The sequence below is a fragment of the Streptococcus mitis genome (assembly GCF_002096815.1).
Lineage (GTDB): Bacteria > Bacillota > Bacilli > Lactobacillales > Streptococcaceae > Streptococcus > Streptococcus mitis_AD.
The window spans coordinates 18,065-35,806 of the sequence record NZ_NCVJ01000015.1 but is presented as its reverse complement, the minus strand read 5'-3'; the positions used below and the strand labels follow the sequence as shown (position 1 = coordinate 35,806).

Annotated in this window: 24 protein-coding genes; 1 reads left to right on the top strand and 23 read right to left on the bottom strand. The window is 40.9% G+C overall.

Annotated features, from left to right (window positions below; all coding sequences use genetic code 11):
• Positions 1-210: 210 nt before the first annotated feature.
• The 15 genes from B7696_RS00490 to B7696_RS00420 all read right to left on the bottom strand — a co-directional run bounded on the left by B7696_RS00490 (position 211) and on the right by B7696_RS00420 (position 12,329).
• On the bottom strand, positions 211-810 hold the full coding sequence (locus tag B7696_RS00490) for a response regulator transcription factor (RefSeq protein WP_084861563.1): 600 nt from the start codon (positions 808-810) through the stop codon (positions 211-213).
• On the bottom strand, positions 811-1,908 hold the full coding sequence (locus tag B7696_RS00485; protein ID WP_084861562.1) for a sensor histidine kinase: 1,098 nt from the start codon (positions 1,906-1,908) through the stop codon (positions 811-813). It abuts the gene before it with no gap.
• Positions 1,908-2,645: an ABC transporter permease gene (locus B7696_RS00480; protein ID WP_084861560.1), complete on the bottom strand. Its 738-nt coding sequence runs from the start codon at positions 2,643-2,645 to the stop codon at positions 1,908-1,910. Before B7696_RS00480 ends, B7696_RS00485 begins: the two co-directional genes overlap by 1 nt.
• Before the next feature lies 1 nt (position 2,646).
• Positions 2,647-3,531 (bottom strand): ABC transporter ATP-binding protein, encoded by an 885-nt coding sequence (locus tag B7696_RS00475; protein ID WP_084861558.1) that lies wholly within the window; start codon positions 3,529-3,531, stop codon positions 2,647-2,649.
• A complete protein-coding gene (locus tag B7696_RS00470) occupies positions 3,518-3,712 on the bottom strand; it encodes a hypothetical protein (RefSeq protein ID WP_084861556.1) in 195 nt (64 codons plus the stop codon). The genes B7696_RS00475 and B7696_RS00470 overlap by 14 nt, the downstream gene beginning before the upstream one ends.
• Positions 3,709-3,900 (bottom strand): hypothetical protein, encoded by a 192-nt coding sequence (locus B7696_RS00465; RefSeq protein WP_012972435.1) that lies wholly within the window; start codon positions 3,898-3,900, stop codon positions 3,709-3,711. The genes B7696_RS00470 and B7696_RS00465 overlap by 4 nt, the downstream gene beginning before the upstream one ends.
• A gap of 140 nt (positions 3,901-4,040) precedes the next feature.
• Positions 4,041-5,708, bottom strand: a complete 1,668-nt coding sequence (locus tag B7696_RS00460; RefSeq protein WP_000036655.1) for a DAK2 domain-containing protein — start codon at positions 5,706-5,708, stop codon at positions 4,041-4,043.
• Positions 5,709-5,710: 2 nt separating this feature from the next.
• Positions 5,711-6,076, bottom strand: a complete 366-nt coding sequence (locus B7696_RS00455) for an Asp23/Gls24 family envelope stress response protein (RefSeq protein ID WP_000216437.1) — start codon at positions 6,074-6,076, stop codon at positions 5,711-5,713.
• 155 nt (positions 6,077-6,231) lie between these two features.
• Positions 6,232-6,420 (bottom strand): 50S ribosomal protein L28, encoded by a 189-nt coding sequence (rpmB, locus tag B7696_RS00450; RefSeq protein WP_001140948.1) that lies wholly within the window; start codon positions 6,418-6,420, stop codon positions 6,232-6,234.
• 105 nt (positions 6,421-6,525) lie between these two features.
• On the bottom strand, positions 6,526-7,200 hold the full coding sequence (locus B7696_RS00445) for a LiaF transmembrane domain-containing protein (protein WP_084861554.1): 675 nt from the start codon (positions 7,198-7,200) through the stop codon (positions 6,526-6,528).
• 4 nt (positions 7,201-7,204) lie between these two features.
• Complete coding sequence (locus B7696_RS00440) at positions 7,205-7,651, bottom strand: LytTR family DNA-binding domain-containing protein (RefSeq protein ID WP_070479980.1); 447 nt, start codon at positions 7,649-7,651, stop codon at positions 7,205-7,207.
• 113 nt (positions 7,652-7,764) lie between these two features.
• The gene (locus tag B7696_RS00435) at positions 7,765-8,268 is read right to left on the bottom strand and encodes a phosphatase PAP2 family protein (protein WP_084861552.1); all 504 of its coding nucleotides are present in this window, start codon (positions 8,266-8,268) and stop codon (positions 7,765-7,767) included.
• Between the two features lie 96 nt (positions 8,269-8,364).
• Complete coding sequence (locus B7696_RS00430; protein WP_084861550.1) at positions 8,365-10,125, bottom strand: ABC transporter ATP-binding protein; 1,761 nt, start codon at positions 10,123-10,125, stop codon at positions 8,365-8,367.
• Positions 10,115-11,884: an ABC transporter ATP-binding protein gene (locus tag B7696_RS00425; RefSeq protein WP_084861548.1), complete on the bottom strand. Its 1,770-nt coding sequence runs from the start codon at positions 11,882-11,884 to the stop codon at positions 10,115-10,117. Before B7696_RS00425 ends, B7696_RS00430 begins: the two co-directional genes overlap by 11 nt.
• Positions 11,859-12,329, bottom strand: a complete 471-nt coding sequence (locus B7696_RS00420; RefSeq protein ID WP_084861546.1) for a MarR family winged helix-turn-helix transcriptional regulator — start codon at positions 12,327-12,329, stop codon at positions 11,859-11,861. Before B7696_RS00420 ends, B7696_RS00425 begins: the two co-directional genes overlap by 26 nt.
• Positions 12,330-12,543: 214 nt before the next feature.
• Here B7696_RS00420 and B7696_RS00415 point away from each other — a divergent pair, with 214 nt between their 5' ends.
• Positions 12,544-13,191: a hypothetical protein gene (locus B7696_RS00415; protein ID WP_084861544.1), complete on the top strand. Its 648-nt coding sequence runs from the start codon at positions 12,544-12,546 to the stop codon at positions 13,189-13,191.
• Between the two features lie 158 nt (positions 13,192-13,349).
• Here the strand turns inward: B7696_RS00415 and B7696_RS00410 are convergent, their stop codons facing one another.
• From B7696_RS00410 to B7696_RS00375, 8 genes are all read right to left on the bottom strand, one after another.
• Entirely contained in the window at positions 13,350-13,622 is a 273-nt protein-coding gene (locus B7696_RS00410; RefSeq protein ID WP_084861543.1) for a DUF7720 family protein, read from the bottom strand.
• Positions 13,623-13,996: 374 nt separating this feature from the next.
• Complete coding sequence (locus tag B7696_RS00405) at positions 13,997-15,022, bottom strand: GH25 family lysozyme (protein ID WP_084861541.1); 1,026 nt, start codon at positions 15,020-15,022, stop codon at positions 13,997-13,999.
• 4 nt (positions 15,023-15,026) lie between these two features.
• A complete protein-coding gene (locus B7696_RS00400) occupies positions 15,027-15,359 on the bottom strand; it encodes a phage holin (RefSeq protein WP_084861539.1) in 333 nt (110 codons plus the stop codon).
• A gap of 13 nt (positions 15,360-15,372) precedes the next feature.
• The gene (locus B7696_RS00395; protein ID WP_192856263.1) at positions 15,373-15,999 is read right to left on the bottom strand and encodes a hypothetical protein; all 627 of its coding nucleotides are present in this window, start codon (positions 15,997-15,999) and stop codon (positions 15,373-15,375) included.
• Positions 16,000-16,004: 5 nt separating this feature from the next.
• On the bottom strand, positions 16,005-16,325 hold the full coding sequence (locus B7696_RS00390) for a hypothetical protein (protein WP_084861535.1): 321 nt from the start codon (positions 16,323-16,325) through the stop codon (positions 16,005-16,007).
• A gap of 6 nt (positions 16,326-16,331) precedes the next feature.
• Positions 16,332-16,811 (bottom strand): carboxypeptidase-like regulatory domain-containing protein, encoded by a 480-nt coding sequence (locus tag B7696_RS00385; RefSeq protein WP_084861533.1) that lies wholly within the window; start codon positions 16,809-16,811, stop codon positions 16,332-16,334.
• Between the two features lie 14 nt (positions 16,812-16,825).
• Positions 16,826-17,104, bottom strand: coding sequence for a DUF7365 family protein (locus B7696_RS00380; RefSeq protein ID WP_084861531.1), 279 nt, complete (start codon positions 17,102-17,104; stop codon positions 16,826-16,828).
• Between the two features lie 8 nt (positions 17,105-17,112).
• The gene (locus tag B7696_RS00375) at positions 17,113-17,739 is read right to left on the bottom strand and encodes a hypothetical protein (protein ID WP_084861529.1); all 627 of its coding nucleotides are present in this window, start codon (positions 17,737-17,739) and stop codon (positions 17,113-17,115) included.
• Between the last annotated feature and the right edge of the window lie 3 nt (positions 17,740-17,742).

Genomic DNA, 17,742 nt, shown 5'->3' with positions numbered 1-17,742 from the left:
TGAGAGACCAAAAGTAAAAAGTACCGTCTATTATTGTAACAAATTTTTCCCTTGCTTGTCAAGATATTTTTCTTTTTTATTGTTAATTTTAGCTCTTTTGTACTGCCCCCAAAAGAAAGAAAAGGAGGAATAAATCCCTCCTAAAGTTAGGTATTGTTTCATTCAATCCCATCATTTTTAACACATAATGTTCAGAAAAATATTATATCATCACAACCAACCAGATTCTTTCGCGATATTAGCTGCATCTGTTCGATTACTAGCATCTAGTTTCGAAAGAATATTGGTGACATAATTTCGGACGGTTCCGTTTGATAAATAAAGTTGATCTGCAATTTCTTTATTGGATAAACCCTTAGCAACTCCCTTTAAAACTGCGATTTCTTGCTCTGTTAATGGATTAGGATGCGTCATCACCACTTCCATCAATTCAGGCGAATACTCCTTGCGTCCTTCGAGGACAGTATGCAAAGTTTGCATGAGGTCTGCAATGCTTCTTTCTTTCAAGACATATGCATCCACTCCAGCCTTGATCGCACGTTCAAAATAACCAGGGCGCTTGAAGGTCGTTACCACAACCACCTTTGTTTCTAGCTTTTCTACTCGTACCCATTCCAGCACTTCGAGACCTGTCTTAACGGGCATCTCTACGTCAAGGATGGCGATATCCACAGACTCCTTTTCTAATAGTTGGATTGCTTCTTGCCCATTCTTGGCTTGAAAAACAGACTCTACATCCGGTTGAAGCGTGAGCAACTGGCACATGGCATCTCGCAACATACTTTGATCTTCTGCGACTAATACTTTCATCTACTTTCTCTCCTTATAAGGTAGTCGAACCTGCACTTCCGTTGGATGTTTCTGACTGATTACACTTACTTCTCCTGAAAATGGAAGAACACGATCTCGGACTGTATGGAGGTCATCCCCCTTTATAGAAGTAAAGCCACAGCCATCATCACTTACTGTTAAAATGAGTTCCTTCTCTGTCCGTCCTAATTTTAAGTAAACTTTAGACGCTTTGGCATGTTTGATGATATTGGTCACCAACTCAAGCAAAATCATGGAAGCCGTTGACTCCAATTCCTGAGTAAGGCTAGCAGTATCTAGTTGGTTATCCGTTTCCACCTCAATTCCAGCAATTTCTAACATCTTTTTCACAGTCTCTAGTTCGGATGTCAAAGTTCTAGACTTAAGATTTTCCACAATGGTTCGCACTTCATTCATGGAATCCTTACTGATCTGGTGAATTTCTTTTAATTCCTTTTCCACCTGTGGATAAGCCTCCATCTGAAACAACTGCAAGGCTAAATCTGTCTTGACACTCAACATAGCAAAGGTATGTCCCAAGCTATCATGCAAATCTTGACCGATACGACTGCGTTCATTTTCAGCAAGCAATAGATTTATCTTGGCATTTTGCTTAGTCTGCGCTTCTTTCAAATCCTCCACAATCCGAATCCGAACCAATCCAAAAGTCATTAAATCGACAAAAGCAAGAATTACAAGTAGATAGAATAGAAACTCAACTTCGATTCTCTGAAAAATCAACAGTTGGCCCACAACAAGGACTTGAGCAAGAAGAAAAGTCCGGACATGTAAAGAATTAAAACTACGTACGCCGAAATGATAAATTAAGAGATTGGCAAGGAAAAAGAAGAACCAGATATAATTTACACCAACAAAGGCGGTATTCCCAGCTACATAGGCTAGCATGATAACCCAACAGAGCCAGGATAAGCGCTGACTCTTGGTGGTTAAAACGCCTAAGTAAGCCACCACAAATAGAATATCAATCAACAAATGCCAGCTAGGTAGCTCCCCAGTCACTACAGGAACGATGGGAAAAACCATAAAAATCAAACTGGCCCAATACATATAGTCTATGCTTTTCAGTCTTTCAAGCATTAAGAATTCTCCTTATGATCTTGAAGGTAAATAGTCAAACCAAATAAAACTGCTGAAAAAACAAGTAAATATACTGTCGCTGATAGATTAATGCCACCCTCATTTAAGAAGGTCTTGATTAATTCCATCAACTGATAGCTTGGTAGACGCTTCCCGATTGCTTGCATCCAGTCTGGAAATAAAGAGATGGGCATCCAGAGTCCGCCTAAAACAGCCAAGCCAAAGTAAAGAAGATTGCCCACGACAGACATCAGCTGACTAGTCGGCAAGAGAGTCAAGGTCAAGCCAAGCGCTACAAAAGCAATACTTCCCGCAATCAGCAAAATCGCAGCTCCAACCCAGCTTCCTAGAGGCATGTCCACACCTCTGACTAAGTGCCCGACTGAGAATACAACTAGGATTGAGACCAAATAATCAACCATCATACTTGTTATCTTTGATAGATAATATTCTACCATATTTACAGGGCTATGACGTAATGTTTTCTGCCAGTTGTTAATCTTGTCAGTATGTAAGACAGCTGGAAATGAAAACATAGCAGTCGACATCATGGAAAAAGCCGTCATGGAGATGAGGTAATCACGCATAAAATTAGCTGGCCCACCTGGTGTGTCCTGATACATGCCTGAAAAGAATAAATAGAAGGCCGTCGGCATCCCTACTGACAATAGATAAGTTACTAATTGTCGTTTGGTCAATAGAAATTCTATCTTGTTTAGTGCGATCAATCGTTTCATCTTAGTCATCTCCCTTTTGTGTTTCTTCAAAGATTGTATCCAGCAAACTGCGATTATTGACTTCAATTTCTTGAATCCTACATCCTGCTCTGACTAACAGTTCCCAGAAAGCATCTGCTTCGCGTGTGACTACTTGCAGGGCATCTTGTTTTTGTGACCAGTTTTCAACCAAGTTAGACTGTTCGACAACTTCCTTGTAAGCCAGAGGTAGGATAAAGTGCTTTTCAATCTCCTCACTGCGCATGGCTAGAGGTGTCGTATCACGAACCAACTCTCCCTTATTTAAGACCAAAATGCGATCTGCGGTGTGTTCTACTTCCTCAATATAATGGGACGAATAAAGAATGGTGGCTCCTTGCGCTTTTAACTCCTGAATAATCTCCCAAAAACGTTGACGAGTTGAGGTATCCATGGCCGAAGTAGGTTCATCTAAAAAGACTAACTTTGGTCGCCCAATTAGAGTTAAGACAAAAGAGAAAAGACGCTTTTGACCGCCTGATAATTTTTCTGCCAACTGTTCTTTTTGTTGCTTGTCAAACTGCAATAGTTGATCAATTTCCTGCACACTCAAAGGATTTGGATAAATACTTTGAAAGAAAGCAATCAACTCCTTAACCTTTAATTTCTGTACAATCACATTCTCTTGAGGAAGGTAAGCCCTAGTATAATCTAACTTAGAACTCGTCACTGGTAAACCTTGAATAGATACTTGACCGCTTGTGACCAGTTTATCTCCGAGCAAACATGCCAAAAGTGTCGTCTTCCCAGCACCATTGGGACCAATCAAGGCAACACATTCACCATCGTTGATTTCAAAAGAGATGTTCCGCAAGATCTCCTTGTCTTTTATTTTCTTACACAATTTCTCAACTTTAATCACAGTCATGAGATTCTCCTTTCAACCACTCCATTCCCATAGGGAAAACGACGAAAATCATAAATCCAACCCCCAAAGCACCACGAATAAATTGGCGAAGTAAGTTTTGGTCAAACCAACCTGTAAACATTTCTACCAACCATACCACTAGTGATAGTCCAATAAAAAGATAGAGAAACGCTTTTTTCATTTTTCAAACTCCTTTTTCACATCTGAGACTAATTTCAAACCTTCTCGGATAAGCCAGGACATCATTCCAAATCCTGCAAATAGCTCCCAAGGAAAATGATAGAAATCTTCATCCAATCCTGAGAACATGAGATAAGTCATGACTCCTGCTGCTACTAAACTCATTGCGACAATTACTTTATGTTTCATTTTTTCTTCCTCCACTTGATGCATCTAGTATAATTCTTTGAAGGTAGAATCACTAGAAGCTTCTGTCATGAGGAGATATGACAAATGTCATAAAAAAAAGAAAGTTGCAAAATCAACTTTCTTTTTAATCTATTAAATTTTTATTCCACACTAAATAAGTATGGGTAAACTGGTTGTTGGCCTTGGTGAATCTCTACTTCAACATCTTCGAATTCTTCTGCGATTTCTTGGGCAATTTCATTGGCAAGTTCTTCGCTTCCGTCTTCACCAACATAGAAGGTTACAATTTCACTATCTTCATCCAACATATGTTTCAAGGTTTCAGTCAAGGTTTGGTGCATATCAGGGTTTGACACGAGGATTTTCCCATCCACCATACCTAGATTATCGTTTTCATGGATTTCTAAACCATCAATGGTTGTATCACGCACAGCTGTTGTAACGCTTCCGCTAACGACATCGCTAAGAGCAGCTGTCATACGCTCTTGGTTTTCTTCGATTGACTTGCTTGGATCAAAGGCAAGAAGACTTGTCAAACCTTGAGGGAGAGTGCGAGCTTCCACCACTACTGCTGGTTGTTCCAAAACTTCTGCTGCAGATTGAGCTGCCATGAAGATGTTCTTGTTGTTTGGTAGGAAGATAATGTTACGAGCGTTGACCTGCTCAACAGCCTTGATAAAGTCTTCTGTTGAAGGGTTCATAGTTTGACCGCCTTCGATAACATAATCCACACCTTGAGAACGGAAGATATCTGCTAGACCTTTACCAGCCACTACAGCAATCAAAGCATACTCTTTTTCTTCAGCAGGCTTGCTAACTTGGGCAGCTTCTTTTTCAACCTGTGCTTCGTGTTGGTTGCGCATATTGTCAACTTTCACCTTGACCAAGCTACCATATTTAAGACCTTCTTGCATAACAAGTCCTGGATCTTCTGTATGGACATGGACTTTGACAATTTCATCATCGTTGACAACAAGGAGAGAATCCCCGAGTTCATTCAAGTAGTTACGGAATTCGTCGTAGTCAAAATCTTTGGCATAGGTTGGACCTTGCTTAAGAGCTACCATGATTTCAGTACAGTAACCAAACGTGATGTCCTCAGTCGCCACATGACCAGCCACAGACTTATGATGCTCTGCATTGATCATCTCACTCATGTTGGCAGGAGTCGCTACAAAGTCCTCAGATGCAATATATTCACCAGTAAGGGCTGAAAGGAAACCTTCGTAAATGAAGACCAGTCCTTGACCACCCGAGTCCACAACGCCAACTTCCTTCAAGACTGGAAGCATGTCTGGCGTTTTAGCTAGTGCTGTTTTAGCACCTTCCAAGGCTGCGCGCATGACTTCAACAGCGTCATCTGTTTGCTCAGCTTTTTTCTTAGCGCCGATAGCAGCCCCACGAGAAACTGTCAAAATCGTTCCTTCAACTGGTTTCATAACGGCCTTATAGGCAACTTCCACACCTGATTGAAAGGCAAGAGCCAAATCTTGACCTGTTAACTCGTCTTTATCTTTGATGGCTTGTGAAAATCCGCGGAAAAGCTGAGAAGTAATAACTCCTGAGTTCCCACGCGCACCCATCAAAAGACCTTTTGCAAGAATGCTTGCTACCTCTCCAACAGTAGAAGCTGGCTTGTCTGCAACTTCCTTAGCTCCATTTTCAATGGTCATTCCCATATTTGTACCAGTATCTCCATCTGGAACTGGGAAGACGTTTAATGAATTGACATATTCAGCTTGCTTATTCAAGCGAGTTGATGCAGCCTGCACCATTTCTTGAAATAAGCTAGTAGTAATTTTTGACACGGTTATTCTCCTACAACTTTGATATTTTGAATGTAGACATTTACAGTCTGAGCAGTAATTCCAAGTTGGTTTTCCAAACTAAAACGAACACGCTCTTGAATGTTTTTGGACACTTCGCTAATCTTTGTTCCGTAGCTCAACACGGTATATACATCAACTGCAATGCTGCCATCTTCGGCCGCCTTTACGACGACACCTTTGGAATAATTTTCCTTACCTAGAAGGGCTTGGAAATTATCTTTGAGGGCATTTTTACTAGCCATACCGACCACACCAAAAATCTCAGTTGCTGCTCCACCTACGACGGTTGCAATCACTTCATCTGTTAGTTCGATTTGACCATCTTTTGTATTAATTTTTACAGTCATCCTTTTTACCTCAACTAGTTGATACTCTATTTTATCATATTTCAGCCCAAGTGTAAAAGCAGAATACTGTATCAGCGGATATTTACTCTATTTTTAAAATGATTTTACTCCTACAATAAAAGAAAAAAGACCCTGAGGTCTCCTTACTTTTATTATTAAACGCGTTCAACTTTACCTGATTTCAAAGCACGAGCTGAAGCCCAAACTTTTTTAGGTTTACCATCGATAAGAACAGTAACTTTTTGAAGGTTTGGTTTTACGGCACGTTTTGTTTGGTTCATCGCGTGTGAACGGTTGTTTCCAGATACAGTCTTACGACCTGTAAAGTAACATACTTTAGCCATTGTATTTTCCTCCTATTAGATCTAATATAGCGGATGTGCTAGCACCACATACCGTACTATGTTATCACACTTTCTTCTTTTTTGCAAGGGAATTGGAAGATTTTTTTATTTGACGTAGACAACACCGAGTTTACCAAAAGCCACTTCCCCGCGAATAATCAAGGTTTTGCTTGTTGGCGCTACAGGAGCGTCCGCCTTGGCTGCACCAAAGGATGTTTCTACTTTCAAATCTACACGCCAGTGTTGGGGAACATAGACAGTTGCATTACCAAAAGCTACTTCAATATTTAAAGTTGCAAAATCACCTAACATCTCTGCATTGTCATAATATATTTTAGCATCCCCAAAAGCAACTTCCACTTGATCCTCTACCAATTCTTGCTCTTGCTTATAGAAAGTACCACTACCAAAAGCGACTTCTTTATCCGTGACGACTGTTCGCTCACCGTTGTACCACCATTTTTTCCCATACCAAAACTTACTTGAGTGAGTGAGATAGCCAACACCTAGCACTGCTAAGATACTAGCCCAAAATAGAGACTGATTTGGGATAGGCAGAATGTTATAAAAATGATTTGCAATCATTACTGCTACTAGAGCTGTAAAAACTGCTGATGTCAGGTGACGACGAAGCAAAGATTCAACTGACTGGTAGGCAAAAAAGACGATACCAAGTAAAGGCCATATTTTACCATCCAAAGAAGGAATGCCAAAATTTCCTTGCAACAAAATCCATGCTGCTAAAACCAGCAACACAATACCAAATGCTTTCTTTTTCATGTTCTTACCTCATGTTTCTTAGATTTTCTTTTAGGAGGGATTGGTAATGTCGTGAGACATGAACCTCCTTGTGGGTCTGGTAAAAGGAAATGGTGCCTGTTCCTGAAAAGGACTTGTCCACCGAATAAACCTGACGGATATTTGCGATCGTTGACTTGGATACCCGACTAAAATAGCGAGGAAGGATAGCCTCTAATTCATAGAGTTTAAGCCGAACTTCATAGGCATCTTTCTGAGTATGGGCATAAATCTTGTTCCCTTCTGTCTCAAAGAAGAGAATTTCCGACAGATCCAGATAATATTCACCCGTCCCCTTGTAAAAAATTAACCTAGGAGACTTGGACTCTTGCAAGAGTCGCTGTAATTCCGCAATCTCATCTGTCAAAGCTGTCGCCTTGATGACAATTTCAGTTTCCTCTAAATTGCTGTCAATTTCGATTCGTAACTTCATTCCATCTCCTTTCTGACTCTACTATATCAAAGCTAAAATAAGAAAACAAGAGCAAAAAAGCAAGTGGTTACTTTAGCCCCGTAAGTGGTTCTAGGACCCCCTTAACTTACATGTCAAAATAGAAAGAAAATCACACCCCACACAAGTCCGCAAGCATAACCAACCAAGACATCCTTGGGATAATGCACTCCCCCTAAGACTCTCACTAGACCTAGGATGGCTGACAAGAGCAACAAGATAACCCCTACAGCTAGACTAGCATGTAAGCAAGCCATGGAGATAATGGTTGCTGAAAAGACATGACGACTAGGCATAGACTGACCAGGACTATCTCTGTCTAGTAGAGGTACAATTTCCCAAACTTCATAAGGCCTAGGAGCATTGATTTTCTTACGGAGAAAGGACAAAATCACAAAACCTGACGCTGGAATAAACAGGTAGATCCAGACCTGTTTCCCTAGTCCTTCTTGGAGATAGGTAATTACTAACAAGATTAGATAAACTATAGGCATGACTACTGTCATCAACCGATTGAAAGCTCTTAACAAGCTCAGAAGAAAGGGCTTATTTTTAATCTTACCAGCGATGTGGTCATACCATTCTTGATAATTTTTCATATATTTTTCTCATCTCTTACTCAAATTTTGCTTATAGGGAAGCACTTGTCTTCTAGTATAGTGCAGAAAAAGAAGGCCGTCAAGCCTTCTTTGGGTTTATTCTTCTGCTTCGTCTTCTGTAAATTGACTGTTATAAAGGTCAGCGTAGAAGCCTCCTTGTGCCATCAACTCATCATGATTGCCTTGCTCAATGATATTGCCATCTTTCATGACAAGAATCAGATCAGCATTTCGGATAGTAGACAAGCGGTGGGCGATGACAAAGGAAGTTCTTCCCTCCATCAATCGGTCCATGGCTTTCTGGATCAATTCCTCTGTACGGGTATCAACCGAAGAGGTCGCCTCATCCAAAATTAGGAGTGGCGCATCTTTCAGCAAAGCACGAGCAATGGTCAAGAGTTGTTTTTGTCCGACAGACAAGGTCACTGTATCATCCAAGACGGTATCGTAACCATCTGGTAGAGTCATGATAAAGTGGTGAATCCCTACAGCCTTGCTGGCTTCAATCACACGCTCATCACTAATCCCCTTTTGGTTATAGATGAGATTGTCACGAATGGTTCCTTCAAAGAGCCAAGTATCCTGCAAGACCATTGAAAAGGCATCGTGTACTTCCGAGCGCTTCATCTCCTTGGTATCCACACCATCAATGCGGATACTTCCCTTATCAATCTCATAAAACTTCATCAAAAGATTGACAATGGTTGTCTTACCAGCTCCTGTCGGCCCGACAATGGCAACCTTTTGACCTGCATGAGCAGTTGCAGAAAAGTCATGGATAATGGTTCGCTCTGGTGTATAGCCAAAGGAAACTCGATCAAAGACCACTTGACCTTTCATGTCGCTCAATTGTCTTTCTTTATGAGATTCATCTTCCATTTCCTCTTCACCTAAGAATTCGAAGACACGCCCCATGGCTGCGCTAGCCTGCTGCAAACTAGTAATCCCTTGAGCAATTTGCGAAAGGGGCTGAGAAAAGATACGAACGTAGGCCATAAAGGCAACGATAATCCCGATACTAATCTGCCCATTCAAGGCCAAGGCTGCACCGACGATAATCACTAAGGCATAGCTAAAGTTCCCAATAAACATCATTATCGGCATCATAATCCCTGAAATAAATTGAGATTTCCAGATACTATCATACAGACGATTGTTTAATTTCGCAAATTCTTCTTTGGTGCTCTCGATAGCATTGTAACTGGTCACCACATTATGGCCAGAGTACATTTCCTCCACATAGCCATTGACAGCTGCCAAATCCTGTTGCTGACTCTTAAAGAAGCCCTGCGATTTGCCCATAAAGACGGACACGAAAGCAAAACCGATAAGAGTTGAAACAACCGTCACCAAGGCTAAAATCCAGTTCATTCCAAACATGGTTACCAAGACTGCTACGACCAATAAAGTGGATGAAAGAACTGTTCCCAGACTTTGATTGAGGGACTGGGCTGCAGTGTCAACGTCATTAGACACACGAGACAAGGTATCTCCTTGAGAATGTCCATCAAAATACCCCAATGGAAGACGATTAATTTTCTCTGCAATCGCTCTTCTCAAACGTTCTGAAAAACGTTGAATAGCTGTTGTAAACAGAAAAGCCTGCAAATAATTTGATAGGAGTCCAATCACATAGATAACGGCCAAAAAACCACCAATGACTGCAACTGCCGCGACATCCACACTTGTTTCTAGGCCACTTGCAATGATATTGGTCATTTCCTTGATACGGGTTGGACCATATACAGTAATGATGTTGGATAAGATTGTTGCTAAAAAAGCGATTAGAAGGGCAAACTGGAGACCTGCAAGATAGGGTTTACTCTGTTTCCAGAGCGACAGTTTTTTATTTTCCATGTTCCAATTCCTCCTTCGATAATTGTGAATAGGCAATTTCTTGGTAAACTTCGTTGGTAGCTAGAAGTTCCTTGTGGGTGCCTTGTCCCACGACTTTTCCTTGATCCAAGACCAAAATCAAATCTGCATCCATAATGGTTGAAATACGCTGTGCTACGATAAGCTTGGTCATAGATTTTGTTTTCTCTGCTAGCTCTTGGCGTAGGACACGATCTGTCTTGTAATCCAAGGCTGAGAAGGAGTCATCAAAGATGAGGATTTCTGGCTTACGAGCCAAGGCACGCGCAATGGCCAGACGCTGTCTTTGTCCACCTGAGAAGTTGGTTCCTCCTTGAGCTACTTCTGACTCCAAGCCAGCTTCCTTATCCTCGATAAAGTTCTTAGACTGGGCCAATTCCAAGGCCTGCCACATAGCTTCCTCACTAAGTGGTGTTTCTTGACTGTGTCCAAAGTCTAGATTGCCCTTGACATCTCCAGAAAATAGCACAGCTTTTTGTGGAATATAGCCAACCTTGTTGCGCAAATCTTCCAAACCGTAATCTTGAACATTAACTCCGTCCACTAGAATTTCTCCTGCTGATACGTCATAAAAACGTGGAATCAGATTGACCAGAGTTGATTTACCAGAACCTGTTGACCCTATAAAGGCCACTGTTTGACCAGCTTCCGCTCTAAAGCTAACATGCTCGATAACTGCCTCCGAATTTGCCGCATAGCGGAAGGTCACATCCTTAAATTCGACCTGACCTTTGAGATTTTCATCAGCCAACTGCACTTGAGCAGGATTTTGGATAGAAGAATGCAAATCTAGAACCTGATTAATCCGCTTGGCAGAGACCATAGTTCGAGGAAGAACGATGAAGAGCGCCCCCATGAGAAGGAATCCCATGACAACCTGCATGGCATAAGACATGAAAACAACCATATCACTAAAGAGAGGCAGACGAGCTGTAGGAGCAGCATCGTTGATCACATAGGCCCCAATCCAATAAATCGCCACACTCAAACCACTTGAAATCCCCATCATGATGGGATTCAAAATGGCCATGAGACGGTTGACAAACAAATTCAAACGGGTCAATTCATCATTTGCTGCTGCAAATTTTTCATCTTGGTACTTTTCAGCATTGTAGGCACGAACAACGCGAATACCTGTTAGACTCTCCCGAGTGATACTATTCAGTTTATCAGTCAGACTTTGAATCAAGGACTGTTTTGGAAAGGCTAGCGTCATCAAAACTGTTGTCATCAAAACATTGACAATCACTGCTACAAGAACAGCCCAGAGCCAGTATTCTGAATGGCCTAAAATCTTCCCTATAGCCCAGATAGCCATAATCGGACCACGCGTAACCACTTGCAAGCCCATGGTGATCAACATCTGAACTTGAGTAATATCATTAGTGGTACGAGTTAGGAGACTTGGAATAGAGAATTTCTTAATCTCTGTCTGCGAGTAATCCAAAACTCGGTTAAAAATATCACTTCTCAGCCTACTAGTATAGGAAGCCGCCACTCTGGATGCAAAAAATCCAACTGCGACTGCGGACAAGAAGGCAAAAAAAGACATTCCGACCATCATACCTGCTGGTTGCCATAACTCATCTAAACTAGTTCCTTGAGTCCCCAGCAAATCCGTGATTTTCGAGATATAGGTCGGAACTTCCAACTCTAGGTAGACTGAAAAGCAGGTAAAGAGAATGGCTAGTAAAATCATCCCCCATTCTTTTCTACTAATTCGTTTGGCTAATTTCTTCATTATCTCCTCCTATTCTCTTGATATTTTCCTGTAGTTGATTGAGGACTTTCTCAAAAATCAGTAATTCATCTCCATCAATGTCTGCCATCAACTGGTTGTCAATGCGTTCAAAGAAGGCTTTAACCTGCTTCATTCGAGAACGCGATTTGTCCGTCAGACGAACAAACTTGGCCCGCTTATCGACAGGACTCGCCTCCAATTCCACCAAACCATTTTGTACCATACGCTTGACCAAATTACTAGCAACAGACTTGGTAATATTGAGTTCCTGCTCGATATCTTTAATCAAAACCAGTTTCTCTTTTTGTTCACACTGATCTAAAAAACGCAGAACCTGACCTTGTGGCCCACCCATAAATTCAATGCCACAACGCTTGGCTTCCTTTTGTACCATCAGATGTACCTGGTGACCAAAACGCTTAAAGACTAACATCGGTTTATCCATACTAATTCCTTTCTAACCAGCACATTTAGTTCTCCTAGGAACTAAATAAGTTTTCATGAGAACTATTTTAACACTTTGAAAAGAGATGTCAAGAAAAAAGTTTCCTAGAGAACTATTTTAGTTTAAATTGACATTAGGTAAGATTTTTTATATAATAAGCACTCACTACTGTGGATAGAAATCCATTCACTTAATAAAGGGAGAAAACTTTCAAATGAAACCAGAAGAACTAAGAGTTTTAGGAATTTTAGCAACCATTTTTGGAGCCATCGCACTTTTAGGATCCTGGATCCCGTTTATTAACTATCCATCGTTGTTCATCGCCATCGTCGCATTTATCTTGGGGATTATCGGTCTTATCGTCAACCTCAAAAAACGGAAAACAATGGCTATTATCGGAACATCCCTGGCAGTTGCCTCTGTTGTACTTTTCTTTACGACTCAGGTACTATACGCTGATGTCTACAAAGAGTATGCCAGGGAGTTTAACCGTTCCTACATGGATACGAGTGCCTCAATGGAACGCGAAGAAAAAAGCGGCTCGACAGACGATACCTTCACCTGGACCCAAGAACAGTTCGACGCCTTAATCGAAGGTGACCTTGACAACAGAGGAAAAGGTGGTACCACCTACGAGGATATTATCAACAAACACGGAAAGCCAGATTCCGAGTTTGACTTCACTCTTGGGGGTTACAATACGAAAAAAATCACCTATATCTCTATTGGAGACAAGACTAAGGCTGTTACCTTAACTTTTGCAAAAGATGACAATGGACAGCTCTTGCTCGTCCAAAAACATGCAGTCGGTCTAGGTCTAGAAAAAAGCAAGCAACAAAACGATTCTGAAACCCGAGTCTAAGTTCAAATATCAAAAAAACGAACAGCTAGTAAAACTGTTCGTTTTTCAATTAGAATCCGTCTACTTTTAAAAACACCATTACATATATTTACATCAAATCCCAATGCCTTAAAAAATAGCTATATTTTCAGTTTTAAAATAATTGGTTTTACATCGTTTTACAGAGGTTTACGACATTTTTGCCCCTTTTTTGCCCCTTCTCTCTCAATCTCATACATCTGCACAGAGTGCAGCACGAGATCCCGATACTTCCAAGTGCTGACCAGATACTCAATCACCTCCTGGTCCTCTATTTTGCATTCCATAAGTAACAATAGCTTGACTGTGTACTCATTTTTCAAAATCGGCACCTGGTAGGTCACATCCACCCAATGCTCAAAGCCTAAATCAGTTTTATCAATGCTTGTTAGTTCAATATTTAAGATTTTCATTTATTTATCCTCCTTACTTATCTATTCGTAAAAGAAGATAAAAAGTTATGAAAAAATCATTATTTTTTTATTTTTAACAAAACACCGTTTTTGACAATAATACACCACGATTCCTCTTCCTATTCTTCAAGAAAACGCTTTTTTAAACAATAGGATTGTGATTTGGGTTTCTAAAGTAAAAAATAAGCATTTTTGCCAAATAGAAATATAAGCTCTAATTTTGTTAGCCTCAACAAAATTGGCAACTAAGCGCTTTATAAAGCTATTTATTGAAGCCAACAAGTCAATTTCAGAGCAAACAAAAAAACCGCAAGCTACTGCCTGCGGTCTAGTGTACTATATTTTAATTTTATACCGGTTTTTTAGTCAGATCTTTAAGAAAGCAATTCGTTAACTCGATCTTGCACGGCTTGTGCGTCGTAACCAGCTCTCGATAAATTATCATATCGTTCTTGTCCATTGCCCCAAAGTCCTTGAATGACCTCGTTAGCTACGGTATTAAGATCCACGGTGTCTTCGCCACCTAAAAGGCTATTTACTTTGTCTTGAACCTCTTCGGCATCATAACCTGCATCAGTTAGTCTGTTGAAACGCTCTTGACCGTTCCCCCACAAGCCTTGTAGCACTTCATTAGCTAACGTATCCAAGTCTTTACTAGTATTTTCAGCATTTAAGAGGTCATTCACCTTGTCTTGCACGGCTTGCGCATCGTAACCAGCATTTGATAGGTTATTAAAACGTTCTTGCCCATTACCCCAAAGGCCTTGCACGACCTCATTGGCTATGGTATTAAGGCTTTTTAGATCGTTTTTACTGACTGAATTATCTTCCTCATCATCTAACAGGACTATATTTTTATCAAACGGATTGCTTGAGTATTGCCACCATCTGATACCGTCCATGCTAGGGAAATACTCAAAATCTGCTTGACCATCGTTTAACCCATATCCAGCAATCCAAAGACTGTTCGGGAATTGCGCAAGGATCTGCTGATAGTCAATATTATCAAGCGTGAAAGGTTTGTAGCTGTAATAGATTGGCTCATAGCCATTTTCTTTGATGATTTCCATGAAGCGAATACATGCATCTGTATTTGCCTGTTTATCTCCGCTAGCGTGATCTTCGTAGTCAAGGCACAAGTATTTTACTTTTTGAGGGACATTGTCAAGGAAGTAGCGTGCTTCTGCTTCTGCTTGTTCTACGTCTCCACCAAACCAAGCAAAATGGTAAAAGCCAATAGGGTTAGATTGTTCCACTTGAGCAGATAAGCAAGGGTTTAAATAGGTCGTACCTTCTGAGATTTTGATAATAGTATTCTGTGTACCCATGTCAGCCAAAATACCTGTAATATCGTATCCATTGTGGCTAGATACGTCGATGAATAAGTCGTTTTTCTTCATTTGTTTATTCTCCTTTCCATGCATCGTTCATCTGCTTCACTGCCGACTCAACAAAGGTATCTAAGTCCTTGTCAGTCATGCTGATGTTGTATTTGGTAAGCTCTGCTCGGACTTTATCACGAGCCTGTTCCAGCTTCTCCTCGCCTTTATAGCCAGTTTCTGAAGCTACCTGCTCAACGGCATGCACCGCGTTTTTAGCTAGAATTTCAGCGATTTTTACCGCTTTTTCTCCACCTTTTCGCAAAAGATACTCTTTTACTGCTTTTACGATACTGCCTGTTGCTACTGTTAAAAAGCCTGTAGCAAAAGCGATAATCAATTCATTAAATTGTGTCATATATTTTTCCTTTCTAGCGCTTTACTGCGCCTAAGCTTTCAACGGTTTTAGCATCCCAAATACCTAATTCATACATGATACGAATTGCGTTTTTTTGATTATTCCATCGCCAAGAAGCCACATTGCCTTGTTCTGACAATCTTGCGTTGGTCCAATCGTAATCATCTGAAGATTTTATCGGATACAACACTCTGATTCCATCACCCCAATAATCAAAATTCGCTTTTTTCCAAACATCAACGTTAATGATTCCCATTGATGTTCTAATGACTGCATTTGGGAAATCCCAACCAGGAGAGTTGGTATCCAACGATTTGAATCTATCCTTACCTAAAAGAGCAAGGTTCCCTCCGACATCTAGACCACAACCATTATCAAACCATGCGATTGGAGGGTTACTGTTTAAGTCAATAGTATATGCCATCGGCGCCCGTCTTGGTGCAGGCTTAACAAGAGCTAATTGCTCCTGCAATGCCTTGTTTTGCTTGGTCAATTCTTCAACTTGATGCTTCAAGATTTGATATTCTGTTTTCCCTTCAACAAAATCTTTCGCTTCAAGCTCTGCTTTGCTTGTGTAATCCTTTTCGAATCGTTTGACATCACGGCCAACCGCCTGAGCAAATTCCTCTAAATTGCTCATAGTAATCACGCTTTCGCTGCGTTATAGGTTGCGACAAGGTCAAGGTTTGCAAACTCGTCAATACGACGGCCGAGGTCAGCCAATTTTTGCACGACTGCGCCTTCAGTATCGCCACTCATTGCAGCAATCTTTTCAGCAATTTCTTTAAGCGTATCAAGATTTTCAGGGACTCCATCGCCTAGAATATCAGCCTTAACTGCGGTTTTAGCCTGCTCGATGGCCTGCATTAAAGTAGCATTGTCAATCTTTGTATTGATCAACTGCATCATTGTCTTGTTATCCGCTCCTAATGCAGAAGCGAATGCAATCAGTTTACTTGTATCCATAATTTATCATACCTTTCCAATATTGTAGTACATTAGTAGGTCTGGAATTTCCTGACTCACTATGCCATCACCACTTGCAGTTTTTTCTGCAAGCTGTTTTTTAATTTCTTCTGCAATATCCAACTCTCTTAGAGCATGGATTTCCTCTGTGACCAGATTCTTATCCGATTTTGTGATTCGGATTTGAGTCGAGTCGTCACTTGGGAATGTATATCCACCCACTGATACCTCGATTCGATATAAGCCAGCAGGTAAAATCATGCCCAAATTGAAGGCAACTGCGCCATTTGTCACGACTGCCGTCTTGCGTAATTGCTCCTGACCTCTCGTCAACGTGATAGATGCCTCTTGTCCTTCAAGATGTGGAATCGGCTCATGGTTTTCGTCAAGCAAAGAAAAGGCAAATGTGGAAGCCACATCGCCCTGCTTAACTAAAAATCCACCGTCCACTTGTTCGAGATTCGTTGAATTAAGAACATAAGCCATTCTTTGTTCCTTTCTTAATTTTTATTCTGTATCAATGCTTTCAACTCTCTAACATCTTCACCTAATGATTTAACCTGCTCAGCCAGAACCAAGATCGCCTTGTTCTGTTCGTCGTGGTTATCCAGACGTTTATTGGCTGATGTTTTAAATTCGTGCAAGTTCTCGATGTCTTTTTCCATAATTGTGATGCGATTCTCTTGTTTTGTCGCTCTGTCTTTCATCGAAAAATAAAGACCAATCACAGGGATAAGAGATATGAAGATTTGCAAAATTAAATGCTCATATTCTGGCATAGTCACCTCTATTCTTTAGGTTCAAACTTCCATGCTGCACCTGTTCCGTCAAGTTCAAGACGACCGTTGCGAGCAAAGTCGCTGACAGGTTCACCGTTATATGTGAACTCACGGTTAAGTTGAACCAATACACGCTTACCTTCACCGTTCACTTCCGCATGGTTAGGGTCTTCAATGGTAATCAAGTCATGTGGCATATAATGCTTACCAACTTCAGCAAGTGGAATCAACTCTACCAACTCCTTGTAGTTGGTTCCATAAGCGATTGTCTTGCCAGCTACAGCATTTAAAACGACCGCATGGATGATTTTACCATAACGGTCGGTTTCAGCTTGGTTATGCTTAACTGCTTCATCAGTAGCAGTCTGTTTCGCTTCAGTTTCAGCAAGTTTATGAGTCGCTTCTTCCAATTTCGCTTGCGTTTGAACGATTGCGCTTGCAGGGTCCAGTTCAGCTTTTACAACATCAAGCACCGCTTGAATAAGCACTTCTTGACCTTCATGCGTGCGGTCTCCAGACAATCCTGCCTGCTCGTAGCTATAGCGTTGGCCATGCTCTTTCTTGATTGTCACGATTGTGACATTTTCTGGTTGGCGGTAGTAAGGGTTATTTGCTAATTCATAAGTTTGTGTCATGTT